General features: G+C 38.7%; 12 protein-coding genes. 1 reads left to right on the top strand and 11 read right to left on the bottom strand.

From position 1 onward, the window contains the following. Positions 1–7: 7 nt before the first annotated feature. The 8 genes from K5G00_RS21955 to K5G00_RS21920 form a co-directional block, all read right to left on the bottom strand. Positions 8–2,539, bottom strand: coding sequence for a GH116 family glycosyl-hydrolase (locus K5G00_RS21955; RefSeq protein WP_238768534.1), 2,532 nt, complete (start codon positions 2,537–2,539; stop codon positions 8–10). Between the two features lie 40 nt (positions 2,540–2,579). Beyond that, the gene (locus K5G00_RS21950) at positions 2,580–4,064 is read right to left on the bottom strand and encodes an alpha-L-fucosidase (protein WP_238768532.1); all 1,485 of its coding nucleotides are present in this window, start codon (positions 4,062–4,064) and stop codon (positions 2,580–2,582) included. A gap of 357 nt (positions 4,065–4,421) precedes the next feature. Then, the gene (locus K5G00_RS21945; RefSeq protein ID WP_238768530.1) at positions 4,422–5,774 is read right to left on the bottom strand and encodes a sulfatase family protein; all 1,353 of its coding nucleotides are present in this window, start codon (positions 5,772–5,774) and stop codon (positions 4,422–4,424) included. A 103-nt stretch (positions 5,775–5,877) separates the two neighbouring features. After that, on the bottom strand, positions 5,878–6,930 hold the full coding sequence (locus K5G00_RS21940) for a family 43 glycosylhydrolase (protein WP_238768528.1): 1,053 nt from the start codon (positions 6,928–6,930) through the stop codon (positions 5,878–5,880). A 17-nt stretch (positions 6,931–6,947) separates the two neighbouring features. After that, complete coding sequence (locus tag K5G00_RS21935; RefSeq protein ID WP_238768526.1) at positions 6,948–8,504, bottom strand: sulfatase family protein; 1,557 nt, start codon at positions 8,502–8,504, stop codon at positions 6,948–6,950. Positions 8,505–8,572: 68 nt separating this feature from the next. Beyond that, complete coding sequence (locus tag K5G00_RS21930) at positions 8,573–10,393, bottom strand: RagB/SusD family nutrient uptake outer membrane protein (protein WP_238768524.1); 1,821 nt, start codon at positions 10,391–10,393, stop codon at positions 8,573–8,575. A 21-nt stretch (positions 10,394–10,414) separates the two neighbouring features. Further along, positions 10,415–13,825, bottom strand: coding sequence for a TonB-dependent receptor (locus K5G00_RS21925; RefSeq protein WP_238768522.1), 3,411 nt, complete (start codon positions 13,823–13,825; stop codon positions 10,415–10,417). A gap of 138 nt (positions 13,826–13,963) precedes the next feature. Beyond that, positions 13,964–14,938, bottom strand: a complete 975-nt coding sequence (locus tag K5G00_RS21920; protein ID WP_238768520.1) for a FecR family protein — start codon at positions 14,936–14,938, stop codon at positions 13,964–13,966. Between the two features lie 165 nt (positions 14,939–15,103). Here K5G00_RS21920 and K5G00_RS21915 point away from each other — a divergent pair, with 165 nt between their 5' ends. Beyond that, complete coding sequence (locus tag K5G00_RS21915) at positions 15,104–15,676, top strand: RNA polymerase sigma factor (protein WP_238768519.1); 573 nt, start codon at positions 15,104–15,106, stop codon at positions 15,674–15,676. 366 nt (positions 15,677–16,042) lie between these two features. On the opposite strand, the gene K5G00_RS21910 is transcribed toward K5G00_RS21915, so the two are convergent. From K5G00_RS21910 to K5G00_RS21900, 3 genes are all read right to left on the bottom strand, one after another. Continuing rightward, on the bottom strand, positions 16,043–16,351 hold the full coding sequence (locus K5G00_RS21910; RefSeq protein ID WP_238768517.1) for a hypothetical protein: 309 nt from the start codon (positions 16,349–16,351) through the stop codon (positions 16,043–16,045). A gap of 417 nt (positions 16,352–16,768) precedes the next feature. Continuing rightward, positions 16,769–17,758, bottom strand: a complete 990-nt coding sequence (locus K5G00_RS21905) for a glycoside hydrolase family 43 protein (RefSeq protein ID WP_238768515.1) — start codon at positions 17,756–17,758, stop codon at positions 16,769–16,771. 32 nt (positions 17,759–17,790) lie between these two features. Beyond that, a complete protein-coding gene (locus tag K5G00_RS21900) occupies positions 17,791–19,347 on the bottom strand; it encodes a glycoside hydrolase family 43 protein (RefSeq protein WP_238768514.1) in 1,557 nt (518 codons plus the stop codon).

The following is a 19,347-nucleotide window of genomic DNA, read 5'->3' as shown; positions in this document are numbered from 1 at the left end:
TTTATTATTAATTAAAATCAAAAGAAATACTATTATTTTCTACTTCATCAAGAACAGTATCCTCAAATTCTTTAGAACCTAAATCTGCTAATGAAAATTTTGATAATTCAATTTGACCGTGTAAAATCTTAAGGGTGGCATCCTTTTCATTAACAGAACATGTTCCCCAAGCATATCCGTTGCTCCAAAAATAAGTGCCGGGGTGAGATGTAAAGCTCATTGATTTTTCGATAGCTGAATAATGAAACCCGCTTTCAGCAAGTACCAATGACCAACTTGCCATAGCCCTGGCATAATGGAAGCCACATTCAGTTTCATTAAATGGATTTCGTTTTTCTCCATCGTAGCGTTCCCGTATACTTTTTACACATTGCAATCCATTCTCTGTTAGATTTTCATAAAGCATCCCGGTTGCAGCGACATACTCGAAACCAGTCATCACTTCTGTAAAAAAATGGAAAGGTATTTTGGGTCTTGTTCTGGGATAAGCAGCCATTACAAGCCCCGCCTCATCCCCAACTGCGAAAGTCCGATTGCAATTAAAGTGCTCTGTAAGGTCAGCTTTATAATTGTATATCATTATACTTTGCAGGGTCTTTTTTACATTTTCCTTTTTCACTAGATATCCCAAACCACAAATATGGGCCAAATACTGTCCAACAAGTTGATCTACAAGACACCCTTCCCCAAGTTGATAATCGGGATTCATGTAATCCTTCATCCATGTGTTTACCAGCTGCTCTTTAGGAATTTGTCCTTTGGGAATACCTTGAATCTTGTGAATGTAATATTCTCCATTAAACAAATTTTCGTCTGTCCATTTGCTGCCAGACTTAAAAAGCTTTTTGCATTTTTTGGCCATCACAGTATCGTTCATGTAAGTTGCCATTTCTTCCATGGCCCGCAACGCTCCTAAATACCATATTGTCATTTGAGGATTTGGCCCAAAGTATTCAATATCCATCGTATTGTGTTGAGCCCCTTCCATCACTCCATCCTTGTTGGCATCCCAACCTCCTTCTTTCCATGCATATTTTGTTGCAGCTTTTGCTTTTGGGTACAAATCTTCTAAAAAAGTATCATCCGCTGAAAGCATCCATTCTCGGTAGAGCTTCATAATAGTTCCCATCTGCCCATCCGCAGCAACCTTATTAAATTTGTTTTTATCATCAAAAGGAAGTTTTGCCCTGAAACTCATCTGTCCATCATCAATCGTAGATTTATTAAACTCGACATTCCTCATTGTTTTTGCTAATTCACCAAACAAAAAAGGAGTAGCATTTTCATAATTCCAAACATGAGTACAGTTTCCAAAACAACTCCCTTCATAATCATTACATCCTTCCCATCCCATAAAATTACCATCAGATAAACGGAAACAAGTTTGTGTCCTTAAAGTACTTGCATTAAACAGGGCGGCTTCTTTTACTTCTTCCGATAAATCGCTCGTGCAAAAAGAATTGACAAATTCGATGGTTTTATCCTCAAGTTCGTCCATGGCAGGAATTGTTTTGGTAACTACATCCAATGCCCCGGTATATTTTGTGGTATAATAATTTTGCAACATCTCTTCAGACCAGGCTTTTCGTTTAGGAAAATACCAAGTTAGTATATACCTGACCGTATTAGAGGCATGAGGTTCTAACACATTACTGGCAGCCAGCGATGCTTTAGGCTTATCTTTATAAGTATTGTCCCTATTTTCAAGTTTTCCATCTTCAGAAAAGTCATCCCAAAAATCAAGTAAGGAAATTGGACTATAAACAGGTAACCACGACGTTCTATAAGAAATTGGATCCTGAGAAGTTGTTACTAATGCCATCTCCCCCCACTGTTCTTCCTTTTTATCAACTCCTTCCGATGTAAATAAAATCCCTTTAAAATTTTCTTTGTCAAAGAATAGATTTTTATTCTTTTTCGCTTTACCATTGCTCCCATCTTCCCCGATAAAGTTTTCCATGCTTCCACATACACTAAACTCAACTTTTTTATCGGAGGTATTGGTGAGCTCAATATCAATAATTGCAATTGGAATGCTACTATCATCTACTTCACCGGGAATAAATGGATTAAATGCTTTTATTTTTACCTGAACCGGAATTTGTGGAGTCGATAAATTGACCTGACCGAAAGGGTAAACTGTTTCAAAAGTTGCCTCTTTAAACCTTGGAATTCCGGCATTTGCGACACTAACACCATTTTTAGCTTCATATGTAAAATATGGGATCGGCCCCTCAAGTAAGCGTGAATCTTTCTTCCCGTCAATATTGGTATATAAAGTAAAAAACAGGCTATTCCCGGGATTATAACCTTTCGCAGGACGGTTCATTATCTCAATATCCTGAAAGTTTCCTCTTCCTCCTAAAGAAATTGTTCCAGTCCCGATGCCTCCTATTGGGAGGGCAATTCTCTGAATATGCTCCTTGTCATACCTTTTTAATACCGGCCAATCTCTTGATGTTACATTGTTTCCTCTAAAAAGAAGAAACATGGTAAAAAGCATATAAACCAGATACTTACTTTTTGTTCTATGTCTCATAGACAGTTTTTTTATTTGTTAATGAGATATGGCCCGTATATCATTTTTGAATAATAATCTTTAAAACATATCCCCTGACATGAGGTCGTTGCTCAGGTAAGCTTACTTTTAATCCTTCAGAATCCTGCTCCCATTTAAGTTTACTTTTGCTTCCGAGTAACCTCACTTTAACTATTTTTTCTTCCGAGCTGGCAAATGCTTTAATCAGGATATTTTTTGCTTCCGGCCATTTCAAAGACGTTGCATAAACGATGTTGTCTTTCTTTGAAAACCAGAAATCTTCGGAAGTAAAACCAGCGTTAAATCCTTCTTTTTCCCTGTTGGATGTCCCTTTTATCTCTGCGCTGTAGGGGCCTTCATGGTTAACTCGCCATTTGCAGGTTCCGTAAACAGATTCTCCATTTATTGACATCCAATCGCCTATTGCCTTAAGCTGTTTTATACTTTCTTCAGGGAATAATCCTTCGGAAGTTGGCCCAACATTTAACAGATAGTTTCCTCCTTTGCTGGTGATTTCGGTGAGCCAATACAATAGTTCATCTACCGATTTCCAATCGGTATCGTAATTTTTTATACCCCAGGTATTATTCAGTGTTCCCGGTGTTTCCCAGTAAACATTTTCACCCTCACCACTTTTAGGAATTATGTTATCACCAGGTATCCAGAAATCGCCCAAGCCATTCCCAACACGACTATTTACAAGACAATTAGGCTGTATGTCATAAACCATTTTGTAAAAATCAAAACTTTGTTCTCCTGTCATTCGTTTGGGAACATCGTACCATATTTCCTGCATTCCCGGAAATTTATGGAGTAACTCCTGCATTTGCGGTTTCGCCTTCTTTTCAAGGTATTCAGTAAAACTTACCGGAGCAGGGTCCCATTTGTTAGAAGGCCATTCAACCCATTTATCGGATTTGGATTTCTCCTTTTCAGAGGGGTGAGTAGCCAGATAATCTGCAACACCGGCATCGCCACCATCCATCCAATCGGTTGCATGGGAATAATAAATAGAAAAATTGATCCCATATTTTTTACAAGCCTTATACAATTCTTCCATGGGATCACGTCTAAAAGGTGTGGCTTCAACAATATTGTAATCAGTTACTTTTGAGCCGTACATGGAAAAACCGTCATGATGTTTGGGCATGGCTACTATATATTTCATTCCTGCCTGTTTTGCCAGTTTTACCCACTCTTCAGCATTAAATTGTTCGGGATTAAAATCCTTAGCAATGGCTCGGTATTCATCCCTGTTAATTTGGGCATGGTACATTATCCATTCGCCAAGGCCCCCTATTTTTTTACCTTTCCATATGCCTGCTGGCTTGGAGTAAAGTCCCCAGTGAATGAACATTCCAAATTTGGAATCGTTAAATTCTTCCAAACTTAGCTTTTTGCTTTTGTGCATCTTTTCCCATTCAGCTATATGACTTTCTGACTGGGCAAAAACAACGACTTGTAATAATGTAAAGGATACGATTAATAAAATCGTCGCTAATAATACTTTCCTACAGTGTAGCATATTGTTCAATTTAAAATTCATAATATAAAAGCTATTCCGAATTGTTACCCCGGTATAGTGGTGCTAGTTTAAAATTTGGTGATTTTGAAACTGCCGCGAATGTAATATCCGACTTACCGTGTAGATCCTTAACTATCTCTGAAGCATGCCATGGGAAAAACTTTGACACTTGATTATCTACTTTCCATAAATATGGTGTATCGCTAACAAAATCATCTAGCCCAACATATAGCCAAGGTCTCGCTGATAAAAACAGATAGTATTTATTATTTATTTTCAGCACTATTGGCATTTTGCATTGTTTTTTTTAATAACTCAGAAAGCAATCCGTCCAGTTCTTTTACCATTTTAGTTAATTTATTGGCGGGGTCTTTTCTTCTGCCATGGTACTTGCCCCGATAAACTTATATGTCTTTGCAGTGCTTTCCTTAACATTTTATAATGCTTGTCATTGGTATCTTGTAATTCATGTTGTTCACATTCATCGCTTTTTATATCATAAAACTGGAAAGGTTCGTATGCAGAATTTTGCAGAATTTTGTAATTACCGTAACGAGCTCCATAATAGGCCTGACCTCCGTATATTCCTCCTTCTCGTCTTACCCAGAACAAATAACGATTTTCCTTTTTAGGTAAGGTTCCTAATAAATCGCCTAAAATGCTGACACCATCAATTTCTCCGGGAACTTCTCCCACGGCAACTTCATAAAAAGTAGGAAACAGATCCATCAGTATTGAAACATTTGAAGCCACTGTACCTGGCTTAATTTTGTTTTTCCACATTGCCATAGCAGGAACTTTTATACCTCCTTCAAACATTTGTTGCTTGCCTCCTCTTAATTTTCCATTACTTTGTGAATAAGCCAGAGAACCACCATTATCAGAGGTGAAAAACACTAATGTATTTTCAATTAATCCTGATGATTCCAGGTAACTCATCAACCGTCCGACAGAAAAATCAAGATGTTCTATTAAAGCTACATTTTTCGCTCTTTCAATTGAAATCCCTTTTTCTCTGGACTGTACCTTCTTTAGATATTCTTCTGGTGGTTGAATAGGAAAATGTGGGGCATTATAAGCAAGACAAAGAAAGAACGGCTTTTCATCTTCTTTCCTTAAGCTTAGATATTCTATAGCCCAATTTGTAAAAATATCGGTTGCATGACCTTTGGGAGTAATCACAGAATCGTTATACCTCATCCAGTTAACTCCCCCTCTCAAATGTGTCCAGTAATCATCCATCATATCTCCCAAAAAGCCTTTAAAATAATCAAATCCCCTTGCATTGGGAGTATTGGGAGCCTCGTACCCCAAGTGCCACTTACCAATAATTCCTGTATGGTAACCTTCTTTCCTAAGTAACTCAGGTAATAATACAGCGTCTTCAGACAGGTATCCCCAACAATTATCTTCATTTTGCCTGACAACTCCGGGCACTCCAACCAAATCAGGATATTTCCCGGTAAGTAATGATGCCCTGCTGGGAGAACATACCGGGCAATTGGCGTAAAACTGTTTAAATAGAATACCTTGATTAGCGATATTATCAATGTTTGGAGTTAAGATATCTTCCCCTCCTTGACAAGATAAATCTCCATAACCCAAATCATCAGTCAAAATACAAATAATATTGGGCTTTTGGGCTTTGCTCATTAACATGATAAAGCTGAGTACTATGACAATACATAACTTAAGTTGGTTTAGGTTCATGTCCTTTTATATTGATTAGTTATTAATATGCGACACAATAATATTCACCTTAAGTAGTAATTTAAATTGGCCAATTCAAAATATTTTTGATTGAGGGAAAAGGTTATTGTAAAGCAGAAAAATCTGCTTCCCATCTCAACAGGTAACAATCTCCTCCTCCTTGTTTTCCATTCTCAAAACTTATTCCCCAGGTTACCCCTTCTGTACTGATTGAATAATAACAACCCGGATTCCTTAACTTCATCCCTTCCGGATGATCATATTTATTAAATTTTTTTCCATCAGATGACCAGTAAACTCCCTGCTCCATTCCATTCCCTTTTGATGTTTTTTCGTAATGACAGGATACAATTCCAACCCCTTTCGCGTGGGGCCAGACCATTATTTCATGACCTTCATTAATTACAGGATTTTTCTTGTAACGAGTCCAGGGACCTGAAGGTGTTTTTGAAAAAGCTATTCCGATTTTTGTATAGGCTATTGTTTTTGAATCAACTTTTCCCTCTGCATAAGGCCTTCCCTTATAATACATCCAGTATCTTCCATTCCTAAAAATAACAGATGCATCATCCACACGGTGACCATCAAAATCACCAGGCTCAGAACTTGGTGAGAATATTGGATTTCCTTCATATTTTTCAAATGGGCCTTCAGGATTTTCGGAAATAGCCACTCCTATATAAATTGGCCCCTGAGCCGCCTGGCTCTCTGGTTGCCCTGTAAAATACAAATAATATTTCCCGTCATTACCTTCCAGTATATTAGGGCAGTAAATAGCCCAATGATCCCATTCGCCAGTTTGGCCTTTCGCGACCATTTCCCCAATTTCTTCCCAGTGGATACCATTCCGGGATCTTGCCGCCCATACAGAACCTTGCCATTCTTCAAGAAATTTCTTCCAAAATGGGCCTTTGTTGTAATAAACATAGTAGTAATCCTTTACTTTGATCACATTACTATTATCCCTGCGATAACAACCTTCTTCATAACCAATTCCGGTAATGTTTGTAAGTTTATAGTCCTTTAACTGAGGGAAAGGAATTTTCTTTTTATTCCCTTTTGAAGAAGAACCTGTATAAAATTTAAATCCTGAAAAGAGAATCAGAAGACTGAGAAGACCTATTGACCATCTGAAAAATTGTTTCTTTGTTTGCATTAATTAATTTTGTTTTTTTATCGGGTTTGTTCTGTATTTTTTATGATTTCCAATCTTTTCTTCATTTTTTGAGCAACCTGAGGTTTCTTTTCAATTAAATTCTTTTTCTGAGAAATGTCTTTCTTAAGATTATACAACTGGGCATCAGCGGCATCATCCTTAAAAGCGCCATAAGCTATATCACTGTTTTCTTCATCAGCAAACTGGAGTGCTGCCGGTCCTCCCAGGATATGATCTCCAGGGTTGCCTCCATTCCACCCACCTCCACCCCGGGCACCAATATATATCCAGTCACCGGCTCTGATTGCCAGGTTTTCCGGATGAAAAGGAGCCAGGACAACATGATCCCGGAGCATATTTTTTGGATTTCCGGTTAGTGCTGGCAGCATATTGTAACTATCGGGAGCTACCCCTTCCGCTAACTCGTATCCAGTTATGGCAGCCAACGTTGCAAACAAATCAACATGGCATAAGAGCTGCCCGGATTTTGTTCCCTGTGCAATATGTTTAGGCCAACGTGCTATAAAAGGTATTCTGTGTCCGCCTTCCCATGCATCAAATTTAAAGCCAAGCAGGTTCCCATTTAGCCGATGTCCTGCCCTCCATGCTTCCTGCCCACCAACATTTAGCATTCCTCCATTGTCACTTGTAAAAATAAGCAAGGTATTATCCAGGATATTCAATTTCTCAAGTTCCGTTATTACCTGGCCAACAATCCAGTCGAGTTCATGCACAAAATCTCCATATCGACCACATTCACTGGTTTCCTGAAATTTTTTATTTGGGGTAAAGGGATGGTGTATGTTTGTTGTAGCCAGATATAGAAAGAATGGATTCTCCTTATTTTGTTTAATCCAATTCACTGCTTTACCGGCTAAAGTCATCCCGATTTTTTCATCTTCATATAAACTGTGAGCTTTTCTTCCTCCGGAAAAAGTGTTAGGAGATTTATCGGAATACTGAGGAGTTGGAGAAATAGGCTTACCATTCAATATTAACGGGTCATTAGCTTCCAGACCAACTACTCTGTCATTTTCAACATAAACATATGGGGGGCCGCTTGATACAAATGGAATTCCAAAATAGTAATCAAAGCCCAGTTGTAACGGTCCGGGGATCAGTGGTTTATTCCAGTCTGTCGGGCTTTCTTCTCCAAAACCAAGATGCCACTTCCCAATACAGGCAGTTGTGTAACCTTGATTTTTCATCAGTTTAGCAATGGTAAAATTGTTTGTATCAATTATTAATTTGTTGTTACGGCGAAGTGGTCCCCAAACTCCATTACCACCATCTGCTCTAAAAGGATAGCTTCCGGTAAGCAATGCGTATCTCGAAGGAGTGCACACTGCTGAAGCAGAATGTGCATCGGTAAACATTCTACCTTCCTTAGCCAATCGGTCAATGTTAGGGGTTTTGATTTTTATTGCTCCGTAACATCCAATATCGCCATAACCTACATCATCGGCAAATATAATAACCACATTAGGTTGTTGTTTTTGGGCTGTTCCTGTTGTAGCAATTCCAAAAATGATTATGGAAACAAGCAAATAGATAGCAGGCCTATTTTTATACATAAATTTCAATAATTAAGTGTTTAAAAATTAGGAAAAGGGCTGAGAAGAATCTCAGCCCTAAAAATTTCTTAATATCCCGGATTTTGCACAAGTGCATAGTTTTCATTAAGAATATCCGTTTGAATCGGATAATAATAATTGTTTAACAAAAAAATGCGATCGGCATTGTCCCCTTCGTTGGCTCCGTTATTGATAAAATATATTTCATATTTGTCTTCATCAAAATCGTATCGCATTTCTATACCTGCAAATTTTTTCCCGTTAAGTTCATCCACGGCAGTTCTCCAGCGACGCAGATCCCAATAACGATGACCTTCAAACATCAATTCAACATCTCTTTCCTGACGGATGTTATCCTGAGTTAATTCCGATCTTGCCGGCATGCCGGCCCTTTCTCTTACCATATTTAAATATTTTAATCCATCACCGCCTGAACCATTGATGTAAAAGTAAGCTTCCGCATAATTCAAATAGATTTCAGCCAAACGGAACACAATAAAATCAGAATAGCCTAATCCAGCTTCTTTTTGTGTTAAATCAAGATCTTCGCTTATACGCTTTTTCACGTGAAGGGCAGAGCGGCTTAAATCACGGCTTGCTCCCAGTGCAGGTACAGTGCGAGTTCCATCTGTAACTTCTCCAGTGGTAATATATTGTCTAACTCCATTTTTGTCTATTTTGTAAGTTCCTACATGAGTGTAGACTGTTGAGCCTTTCCATGGTGTTTCAGCAAAATAGAAAGTCGCTTGTGCACGCGGGTCCCTGTTATACCAAAAGTCGTCTAAAGAATATAGGTTATTAGGATCTCCTTGTACGAAATCTTCCGAATTTAAAACACCTGAACGACCATCTTTAAAATCAAACTTACCAAGAGCATTGGTAAAGCATTTTAAAAATGAACCGTAACCATTACGAAATTCATCAGGCTGCAGCCAAAGATCCCAGTCGTGCCCCCTGCTGCCAAGTCCGTCAAAACGTTCTGCAAAAATCACTTCTGGGTTGTCTTCTCCTTCAGCCTGGAAAAGTTGTTCAAAATTGTCTGATAAATCTGAATTTTCTTCGTACAAACGATAAGGACCATCTTCAATTATTTCTTTGGAAGCTTCCAGGGAAAGTTGCCAGTATTTGTTGGCATCTGTTATTCCCAGGGTGGTTGCATATTCTCCTGAACCGGTAGTCTGTAGCTCTCCAAATTCACCAATACTAGCCGCATAAAGCATGGCCCGGCTTTTTAATGCTAAGGCTGCCCATTCTGTTGCTCTGCCGTATTCTGTAAGGTTTCTTCCTTCCAGAAGTTCTCTGGAAGTATCGCAATCTTCAGCGATTGAATCATAACACTCTTCCTCCGAACTACGAGGGACGAATAAATCTTCATCGGGCTCATCAAGCGATTGCACCCTTTTTATAAGTGGAACGCCTCCGTAAGTCTTTACCATTTTAAAATAGATCCACGCGCGTAAGAAGTAAGCTTCTCCTAAACGAGTTTTTTTAAAGTCCTCATCTTCCAATAGCGAACTTTCATCTTCAAGCTTTTCAATAGCATCGTTAATGTCTCTTACCAATTCATAATCCCAGCAATGAAAAACCGCATAAGTTGACGACTGGTCAGCAGTTAAAACTCTCGATGTATGCTGGTATCCTTGTGGCCAGGGGCCCCATGTGCGACAAAAACCACTGTTAACTGCTTCTGACATACCAAAATTTGCAACTCTTGGTGCAAGAAAAAATTCACATCGACTATATAAATCCGCGAAGTACAAATCAATTAAGGTTTTGTCTTTCCAAACACCGTCTTCTGAAATCAGGTTTAAAGGTTCTTTGTCCAGCGGATCTTCACATCCTGCTATTAGAAAGTTAATTAGAAATATTATATAAATTATTTTTTTCATGATTTTCAATTTATGATATCACTATAATGTAACATTAACACCTGCAGAAAACACTCTTTGTATCGGATAGGTTTCCTGAGCATTTGAAGAGGTAATTTCCGGATCATAATCTTTAAAAATACCAAAATCGTAAAAAGTAAGTAGGTTAAGCCCTGATATAAAGAAACGCACTTTTTCTATTCCTGTACTATTCAAAAATGACATTGGCAGATTATAACCAATGGTTACATTCTTTAGCCTCATATATGTGGCATCTTTTACATACATATCATTCAAATACATATTATGGGCTTTAACACCGGCTACATTCGGTGCAGGCAATTGTGCATCTTCCGGATGATCAGGATTCCACTGATATTCCCACTGATAAGTTAACGGTACTCCGGCATTTGCTCGAAGGCCACCAATATTATTATCATTATTAAAACGAGATACGAAGCCTGAAGCTCCCTGCCACAGCATACTAAAGTCAAATCCTTTATAAGAAGCAGACATGTTAATTCCAAACATTGATTCGGGAGTTGTTCCTTTTCCCAAGACAACTTTATCGCGTTCAGTAATTATACCATCTCCATTATAGTCAACATAACGAATATCACCAGGCTCAATCGAAACGTTTCCTCCCTGATCCTGGTCAACAGTTTCGTTATCAATTTCTTCCTGAGAGTTAAAGAAGCCATCGGTAAGGTATCCTAAAGTACGGTTGGTCCATTTTCCACTTACTTTATGTATACGTTCATCATCGGCATCTTCAAAAGTTTCCCTTTCTTCATAATGAAGCCATTTTGCTCTGCTCCACGAGTAATTGGCTGTTATATTGTAGCTAAAATCACCCACTCGTCTTTTGTGATATAAAGTGATTTCAAATCCTCTGTTGTCCTGACTATTGATGTTTTCAGCTGGCAAGGTTGCTCCAAAAGTGTTGGCAACAGTCGATTCTCTGGTTGCCAATATGCCACTGCGTTTTCTGTAAAATACATCCAATTCACTTCCAAATTTTCCATCCAAAACAGAGGCATCGAGACCCAAATTATAAAGGTCTATTTTTTCCCATGTAATGTTTTCATTTGCCAATCCGATACTTTGAAGACGAGTATAGGTTTCGTCACCAAAGAGATATATGTTGTTTGTTTCTGTAACTAGTTCGTAGCCTGTGAGATAATCATAGTCTGATATAGCATCTCGTCCGGTTCTTCCGGCCGATGCCCGTAACTTTAGATTATTAAAAAAGCCGTCTTGCATAAAGGATTCTTCAGAAATTCTCCATCCTAGTGAAACACCGGGAAAAAATCCCCACCGTTTATTTTCGGCAAAACGGGGTGAACCATCATAGCGGAATGACACTTCTGCCAGGTATTTATTACTGAAAGAATAATTGAGACGTCCTACGAGGCTATGCCTGCCATCTTCGTATACTGCGTCACTGTTAAGTTGTGTATCTGTGCTGCCGGCGTACAAATATGGTAGTGAAGATGAAATCAGATTAGAGCGGGAAGCCCAAAAATTGTCCGACTTATCATAAATCATTTCATTTAGAAGAAGTCCTTTTATGCTATGGCTATTAAAATTTTTTTCGTAACGGAGTGCCAATTGGGCGGTAACTTTTTGGCTTCTGTAAGATGTTTTTCCAACATAATTTTCGCCTATTGTTCCGGCACTTGAATGGACTTGATTCTCATAATCGTATTCCCATACTTCAAATGTTTTTTGGAATTCATTCCGGTAACGGTTATATGACCACAAATCTACTTTTGAGTCAATTGATAATCCACTTACAGGTAGTTCATACTTAAGAAATATAGAACCGTTGAAGTAGTCTCTCTGGTCTTTTATATATCCCGACATACTTTGTGTTGACGTAGCTACAGGCTGGTCTTCAGTTGCCCGGGTAGGAGCAGCTACCGGGATAAGCTCCGGAGAAGGCCAATTTGATATATCAACTGTAGGATTGGCAAAATAGAGGTCGTTAAAAATTGTACTAAGGTCGTGAGGGTCGTCCCTGTCTTCCCTGCGCCAGCTAATATCGAACTGTGCTGACAATCTTTTTGATATATTTACATCGACATTGGAAGAAATGTTAAAACGTTGGTAAATACCATCGCCTGAGTGCCACATTGACCCCTGGTTTAAATATCCAAGATTAAAATAGTATTTGGTTACTTCATTTCCTCCATTGATATTTAAATTATGGAGTTGTTGGGGAGCCCATTCCCGCATTACCTGTTTTTTCCAGTTCGTACTCACATATCCAGGCTCTGTACCTTCTTTATATTTATCGATATCTTCCTGGCTAAATGTTGAACCTGAGCCAACACCTCCTTCGGCCTGGGTAAGCATTGATGCAAACTGATAAGCATTTACGTAATCGGGAAATGCCGTGGGTTGTGATACCGAAAAACTTGAATTGAATGAAATATTTGGAGCTCCTGATTTTCCTCTTTTTGTTGTAACCAATACAACGCCATTTCCAGCCCTTGAACCATATATGGAGGCAGAAGCATCTTTTAAAACTGTTACAGATTCTATTTCGTTCGGATCAAGTTGTGTAAAATTACGTTCTACTCCATCTACAATAATCAATGCGCTTCCAAACCCCCGAATGGAATAACTTGCTATATCGTTACCCGGTTGACCCGATTTTTGTTGCACAATTAACCCCGGCAGACGTCCTGCCATCATTGCAGTTGTATTGGTTGACGGTGCGATTGTCAGTTCTTTTCCTTCTATCGCGGAAACGGCTCCGGTAACAGCCCCTCTTTTCATCGTTCCATAACCAACGGCAACCACTTCCTCAATGCCAATAGCATCATTTTCCAAAACAACATTGATTTCGGATTGCCCTGAAAACGGTATTTCCTGAGTTTTCATTCCAACAAAAGAAAATTGCAGGACCGTCCCGCTGGAAATTTTGTCAAGGTTATACTCTCCGTCGATATTGGTAACGGTACCATTGGTGGTACCGTTTTCTATTACTGTTACACCAGGTAAAGGCTGTCCATCTGAGTCGGTGACCCGACCGCTAACCGAAACAGATTGTTGCTGCATCCATGGGAACGACATTTTATCTTCTGTATTATTATATAAAGCAATCTGGCGCCCAACAATCTTAAAAACGATAGATGTCCCTTCAAAAATTTCGTCTAAAATGTCAGCGATGTTCGAGTTCTTAAAATATACTGATACTGTTTTTTTTGTATCAACATCTTCGGAATAAAAAAAACGGAATTCACTCTTGTCTTCAATTTCTTTTAGAACGCTGTTTATACTAACGTTTCTCATTTCGAGTGAAAGTTTTGTCGATTGGGAATAGCTTTCAGAGGCTACAACTGAAAACGCAGCTAGGCAAACGATAAAAAGGCTTAGTTTCATAATTGTTAAAAGTTTTAGGAAGAAATTCCCAATAGGGATCTTCTCCAATCTCTTTTTTTTCATAATTTTGATTTGTAAGATTAATAATTTGGATTAATTATTTTTCTGAAGTGAGGAGGTTCGCGGCTTCCTCACTTTCATTTGGTTGAAATGTAGCAGATAAATAGGTACGTTTTATTTCATAGGCATACTCTTTTAGTTTTATGGTTGACTGCTTTTAATAAGCAGTTTTCGTTCGCTTTTTTTGTATTCAAATTTTAACGGTAAAGTAATCTCCAGCAATTCCATAATTTCGCTAATCGATTCGTATTCAATAGATGCATTTATTCTTTTTTGTTCAAGCCTTTCATCTTCAATATCAATAGAAATATTATACCAGCGCTCAAGCTTTTGAGCCACATTTCCAAGCATCTCGTTTTTGAAAATAAGGCGATTGTCTTTCCAGGAAGTAAATAATTCAGTCTCTACGCTATTTACAGAAATTGTGTTGGTAGTTGTGTTAATGACAGCCTGCTCGCCCGGCTGCAGCGTTTTTTGCTGGTTTGATTTTGTGCTCACAATTACTTTTCCTCTCTCAAGAGTTACTTCGGGAAGTGCATCTTTGTATGCCATTATATTAAAGGCTGTTCCCAAAACATTAACCGTTAACGCTGAAGTTTCTACTTCGAACGGATGGCTGCTTTTTTTGACATCAAAGTAAGCTTCTCCGGTTAATTTTACCAGTCGTTTTTTTTTCGTAAATTTTTCAGGAAAGCTTAACGAAGAACCGGCATTAAGGTAAACCATTGAACCATCGGGTAACTTAAAGTTTGTTTTAGAAGCCAGTGGAGTTGAAACGGTGTGGGTTTCGATTTCAGAAGTGAGATTTTTCTGAACTGCAAAAAAGAAAGCGATAGCAAGCGGGATAAAAAGTATGGCAGCAATCCGTGTTAAGTATCTGGTAAAATTTCTAATTCCTGGTTCAGGTTTATCTTGTTTATTTATTTCGAAATGAATTTTATGGAGCGTCGGTAACAAGTCAGGCATTTTTTTAGTGGTACGATTCCTTTTCCAGTCCTCCTTCATATTCTTTGCCAACTCCTTTTGGTTATCTGCTTTTAAAAAAAGATTGATAAACGTTAGGAATTCATCTTCAGAACACCGGCCTTCCAAATATCTTCTAAAATAGTCCTTCATGTGGTTTCTTTGTTCATTTTTATAAACGTTTCAGCCTGCAAAAACCCCTGCTCTTTTTTTGTGAAATTGATTTTTCTAATTCAGTAAACGAAAAGAGCATCCGCTGTTCATTAAAGGAAATAAAACATTTTTATACTTTTGCAAAGCCGGGTAAACTAATTGAATATGGATGAGGATAAACGCGTCAAACGATTGATTTCTGGTGATAAGGCAGTGGTAAATGAACTTTATGACGATTACAGCTCCAGGCTTTATCATTTTGCATTCGGCTATTTAAAGTCAGAGGCAGATTCGCTTGATATTGTTCAGGAAGTGTTTGTGAATCTTTGGAATAGCAGAAAGAATTTAAAAAAGAACTCAAATCTGGAAGCCTATCTTTTTACTGTAGCAAAAAATACCATCATCTCCGTTTTCCGAAAAAAGCTTTCTGAAAAAAATTATCTTGAAAATTTGAAATTTGAAGTTGTTGATAATAGTATTGATACAGAGTCGAAAGTTAATTATGATCTGTTAGCTGAAAAAGTGCAGGAATTGATTGAAAAACTTCCTCCCCAAAGGCAACGTATTTATGTGATGTGTAAAGAAAAAGGATACACGAATCAGTTTGTAGCAAATGAATTAAATATTTCATTAAAAACAGTGGAAGATCACATGACCAAAGCACGAAAGTTCCTAAAAGAAAATCTAAGCGAATACGGATTTGTTGCGTTGTTGTACTTTGTACTTTTCCTCTCATAATTCTAATACCGGTAGAATTATTTTGCCTTTAGCAAACGATTTGTTTTGAAGTTTTTATCAATTACCTGGTAGCTTAAAAAATTAATATGCTCCTTGTTCCATTTCAACAGGAAGGCTTTTAAAATCACTGATGTCGATTACCCGGCCTTTAATAAGGTTTCTAATTTGTACATTTCCCTGTTATAAAATTGAAGTGCAAATTATAGCTACAGTGCGGGTCGTTTGTCTCCCTTAACAATGTTAAATGGCCTTTTTAAAATGGCCGGTAGTTTTGAAAACCCTCCCGGGATGCATTGCCGTGAACATCTCCAATTGCATTTGTATTAGTTAACGATGCATCAAAATTTATTTGTTCAATGGTGCCCTTTACAAATTCGCCAGAATGAGCAGAAGGATCAAATTTTTTTCATGAAATCTGTGTGCGAATCCGGGAGCTCCCGGCAAAGTCCGGATATCGTATGGTAACCCCAGCCGAAAAAAAAAGGGAATAAAACTCTGCCATGGCACGAATAAAATCATCGTTAAATCCTTCATGTTCTCAGCCTTTACGTTAACATTTATAGGTTCTTCTTTTTCATCTGCCGACATCCAGTTAAATTTCCAATCATAATTGTTTGAAACCTGGTTTACAAATTTCGCATCCTTTGTGGAAAATGAAGTGGTTGTAAGTCCCAAATCGGTAAATCTCCATTGTTGGGTAGCTACCTGGCTTTGCTGAAATCTTTACTTTTGCGCCATAGAGGGGATATTAACCTGGAGTTTCCATGAAGTTTACTGGGATTGATATTTCCTTGGTATTAATTCTAATTACTTTGGGGTTAGTTCCCCGCTGCTTGCAGCGAATTGACGAACTCATTCCTTTGTGATACCCCGTCTGCTTGCAGCGGGGTAGTTCATTTTGTGAATTTGGTAACCGTGGAAGCTTCAGTCGCTACAGTCTGTAAGACGACTGAATAAAAACGATTTTTGCTTGAAAGATTACTTTGAGCTAAAATGGAAGAGGAGTCGGGGGCTGTTTTATTTTAATCCTTTTCTATCGTTGCGGATTATTAACCCAAAAGATTTAGTGTTAGCCAAAAATACAAATCCGATCTATTTTAGAGGCCTGGGATTGACTCCTTCAAAAGTAATTTTTACCGGTTTTATGTGGCCTTTCTCATCAAAATCCATTCGGTCGACACAAGTTACACGATGGTTGCCATCGGTTTCGCTTAGGGGGCGACGATGGTAAACGATGTAGTACTCGTCCTTTCCCGGAATTTGAATTACTGAATGATGACCGGCTCCGGTTGCAACCTCAGGATCCTGTTTCAATATTTTGCCAATGCGTTTAAAAGGGCCAAACGGAGAATCTGCAATCGCATATGCTACGCTGTAATTCGGGCCGGTCCATCCGCCTTCACTCCACATAAAATAGTACTTTCCGTTTCGGATGAACATAACCGGGCCTTCCACGTATCCTTCGGGTGTTATTTCCTTAAAAGTTGTGCCGTCTTCAAAAGGTACAAAACCGGTAAAGTCATCTTTCATTTTTACAATGTTACAATGTCGCCAGCCCCCGTAAATCATATAGTATTGTCCGTCTTTGTCGTGAAAAATAAACTGGTCGATGGGTTGCGCCCCGTTATAAAATTTATCAAGCAAAGGTTTTCCGAGATAGTCTTTGTAAGGCCCTTCCGGTTGTTCCGCAATTCCAATTCCAATACCTCCCGTTTCTTTGTTGCTTTGGATATCGTTAGCAGCGAAAAACAAAAAATAGTGTCCGTCTTTTTTAATAATTGCCGGCGCCCACATGGCTTTTTGTGCCCATTTTACCGCCGTAGTATCGATAATGTGTTTGTGTTTTGTCCACTGAACCAAATCGGGTGAAGAAAAAGCATCCATAAAAACCTGTTCTTCATAAGGTGCTGAGTAGGTGGGATAAATCCAATAATTGTTATCAAAAATTATTCCTTCCGGATCAGCATACCAACCTTCAAATACCGGGTTTCCAGAGGTTTTTTCCTGGGCCTTTCCGTTTACTGCTATTAAAGCAAATACTGAAAATAGTAGAAACAAACTTGTAAAATTTATTTTTTTCATAAGAAAATGTAATAGTTGTATCATGTTGACAATCAATAATAATATTCAATTTTTAAATTGTTAAAACGGAAGTCGTTGTTTACATCACCTTCCACAATAAAACCGGCACGTGGCGAGTATCCCCATTGGGCGATAAATGTGCCATCAAGCTGGTATTCATTTCCAACATTAACGGGGAGCCATTCTTCGCCGTTTTCAGACCAAAAGAATTCAAAATATTTGCCATTTGTGGCTTCATATCTTAAATAAACCGCTCCCATTTCATTGATTGGCTCTGCAGCCAGAATTTCTTTTTTCCCTTTTTGAATCTTGAAAAGAACTAACTCTGATTTATTAGTAGTAAGTGCAATCAAGTAGTCGCGGTTGCTGTATACTCCTATGCCCCCCAAACCATTAGTTTGAATCGTTTCCGCAGTCATTCGGTAATCTCCGGTTTCAGGACGAAGCCCCAGAAAATTTACCCCGTCTTCTGCCGGGGAAACAATCATTTCACCATCAACTACCTGGATTCCGGGTTTGGGATGATTGACCTCCCATTCCCAAAACGGCAAATATTTGTCAGAAGAAAAGTCGTCATTAAAAATGGTATCCTTCTTTTGTACGGTGTTTGTAAACGGAACCTCAGCAGTGACAGTTGGTGTGCTGCTTTTGAAATAAGGCCATCCGGTTTGGGCATCCCAGAGTACTTCGCCCAGCATTCCCTGTCTTCCAATGTATTCGAAATCGACAGCGTTATATGAGTGGTACAAATAGAAATAGCGGTTGTCGGGTGTGTTTACCAAAGTACCGTGCCCGGGACAACGCCATTCCTCCCCACCTTTTAAAATTGGTTCAGGATATTGTTCCCACCCCGACTTAAGGTTTTTTGAACGGGCGACACGAACACGGTAATCACAACGATTGTCGCAGCAACCTCCAACCGAATAAAACAGGTAGTAATAGTTGTTGTGTTTTACCAGGCACTGGCCTTCGTCGCCGGCACCCTGCCAACCTTTGTTGTGATCGGTGAGCGTAAAATGCGAACCTTTTAAACCTAAACCATCGTCACTTAATTCAGAACCCAGTATCTCGATATCCCGGCCTTGGGTCAAACCATAAGCTTTCCATGTGATGTACAATTTCCCATCGTCATCACGAAATACGAACGCATCAATAGCCTCTTCTCCCCATTCGATAATAATCCCATGGTCAGTAAAACCCTTATGAATGTTTTTTGTAGTTGCCACTCCAATACATGCCACTCCGTTGTCTTTCCGTTTGGTTGTATAATACATGTAAAAAGTCTCGTTGTGCCAAAATAGTTCAGGAGCCCAAAAATCCTCAGAAGCCCACTCCGGTGGCTGATTAAAAACAGCGCCAGTTCGTTTCCAGTTGATGAGATCTTTTGATTCGTAGACCGGATAATTTGGAGCAAAATCGTTACTTGTTCCGGCAGCATAGTAAGTGTCTCCTACTCGAATAATGGTGGGATCCGGAAAATCACCGGCAATAACCGGATTCGTATAAAATGCTTTCTTTTTTTCTTTTGCCGGCTTTGTGCAAAAGTTAAGTAGCATTAATGTTGCCAGGAGTAGTATAGTTCGTTTCAT

The sequence above is a fragment of the Maribellus maritimus genome (assembly GCF_022267315.1).
Lineage (GTDB): Bacteria > Bacteroidota > Bacteroidia > Bacteroidales > Prolixibacteraceae > Draconibacterium > Draconibacterium maritimum.
This window is presented reverse-complemented; position numbering and strand designations above follow the sequence as displayed.

What these genes read in the sequence shown, in the direction of transcription:
- K5G00_RS21955 (WP_238768534.1), bottom strand. Translation starts at nt 2,539, where the DNA reads ATGAGACATAGAACAAAAAGTAAGTATCTGGTTTATATGCTTTTTACC.
- K5G00_RS21915 (WP_238768519.1), top strand. Translation starts at nt 15,104, where the DNA reads ATGGATGAGGATAAACGCGTCAAACGATTGATTTCTGGTGATAAGGCA.
- K5G00_RS21945 (WP_238768530.1), bottom strand. Translation starts at nt 5,774, where the DNA reads ATGAACCTAAACCAACTTAAGTTATGTATTGTCATAGTACTCAGCTTT.
- K5G00_RS21940 (WP_238768528.1), bottom strand. Translation starts at nt 6,930, where the DNA reads ATGCAAACAAAGAAACAATTTTTCAGATGGTCAATAGGTCTTCTCAGT.
- K5G00_RS21905 (WP_238768515.1), bottom strand. Translation starts at nt 17,758, where the DNA reads ATGAAAAAAATAAATTTTACAAGTTTGTTTCTACTATTTTCAGTATTT.
- K5G00_RS21920 (WP_238768520.1), bottom strand. Translation starts at nt 14,938, where the DNA reads ATGAAGGACTATTTTAGAAGATATTTGGAAGGCCGGTGTTCTGAAGAT.
- K5G00_RS21900 (WP_238768514.1), bottom strand. Translation starts at nt 19,347, where the DNA reads ATGAAACGAACTATACTACTCCTGGCAACATTAATGCTACTTAACTTT.
- K5G00_RS21935 (WP_238768526.1), bottom strand. Translation starts at nt 8,504, where the DNA reads ATGTATAAAAATAGGCCTGCTATCTATTTGCTTGTTTCCATAATCATT.
- K5G00_RS21930 (WP_238768524.1), bottom strand. Translation starts at nt 10,393, where the DNA reads ATGAAAAAAATAATTTATATAATATTTCTAATTAACTTTCTAATAGCA.
- K5G00_RS21925 (WP_238768522.1), bottom strand. Translation starts at nt 13,825, where the DNA reads ATGAAAAAAAAGAGATTGGAGAAGATCCCTATTGGGAATTTCTTCCTA.
- K5G00_RS21950 (WP_238768532.1), bottom strand. Translation starts at nt 4,064, where the DNA reads ATGCTACACTGTAGGAAAGTATTATTAGCGACGATTTTATTAATCGTA.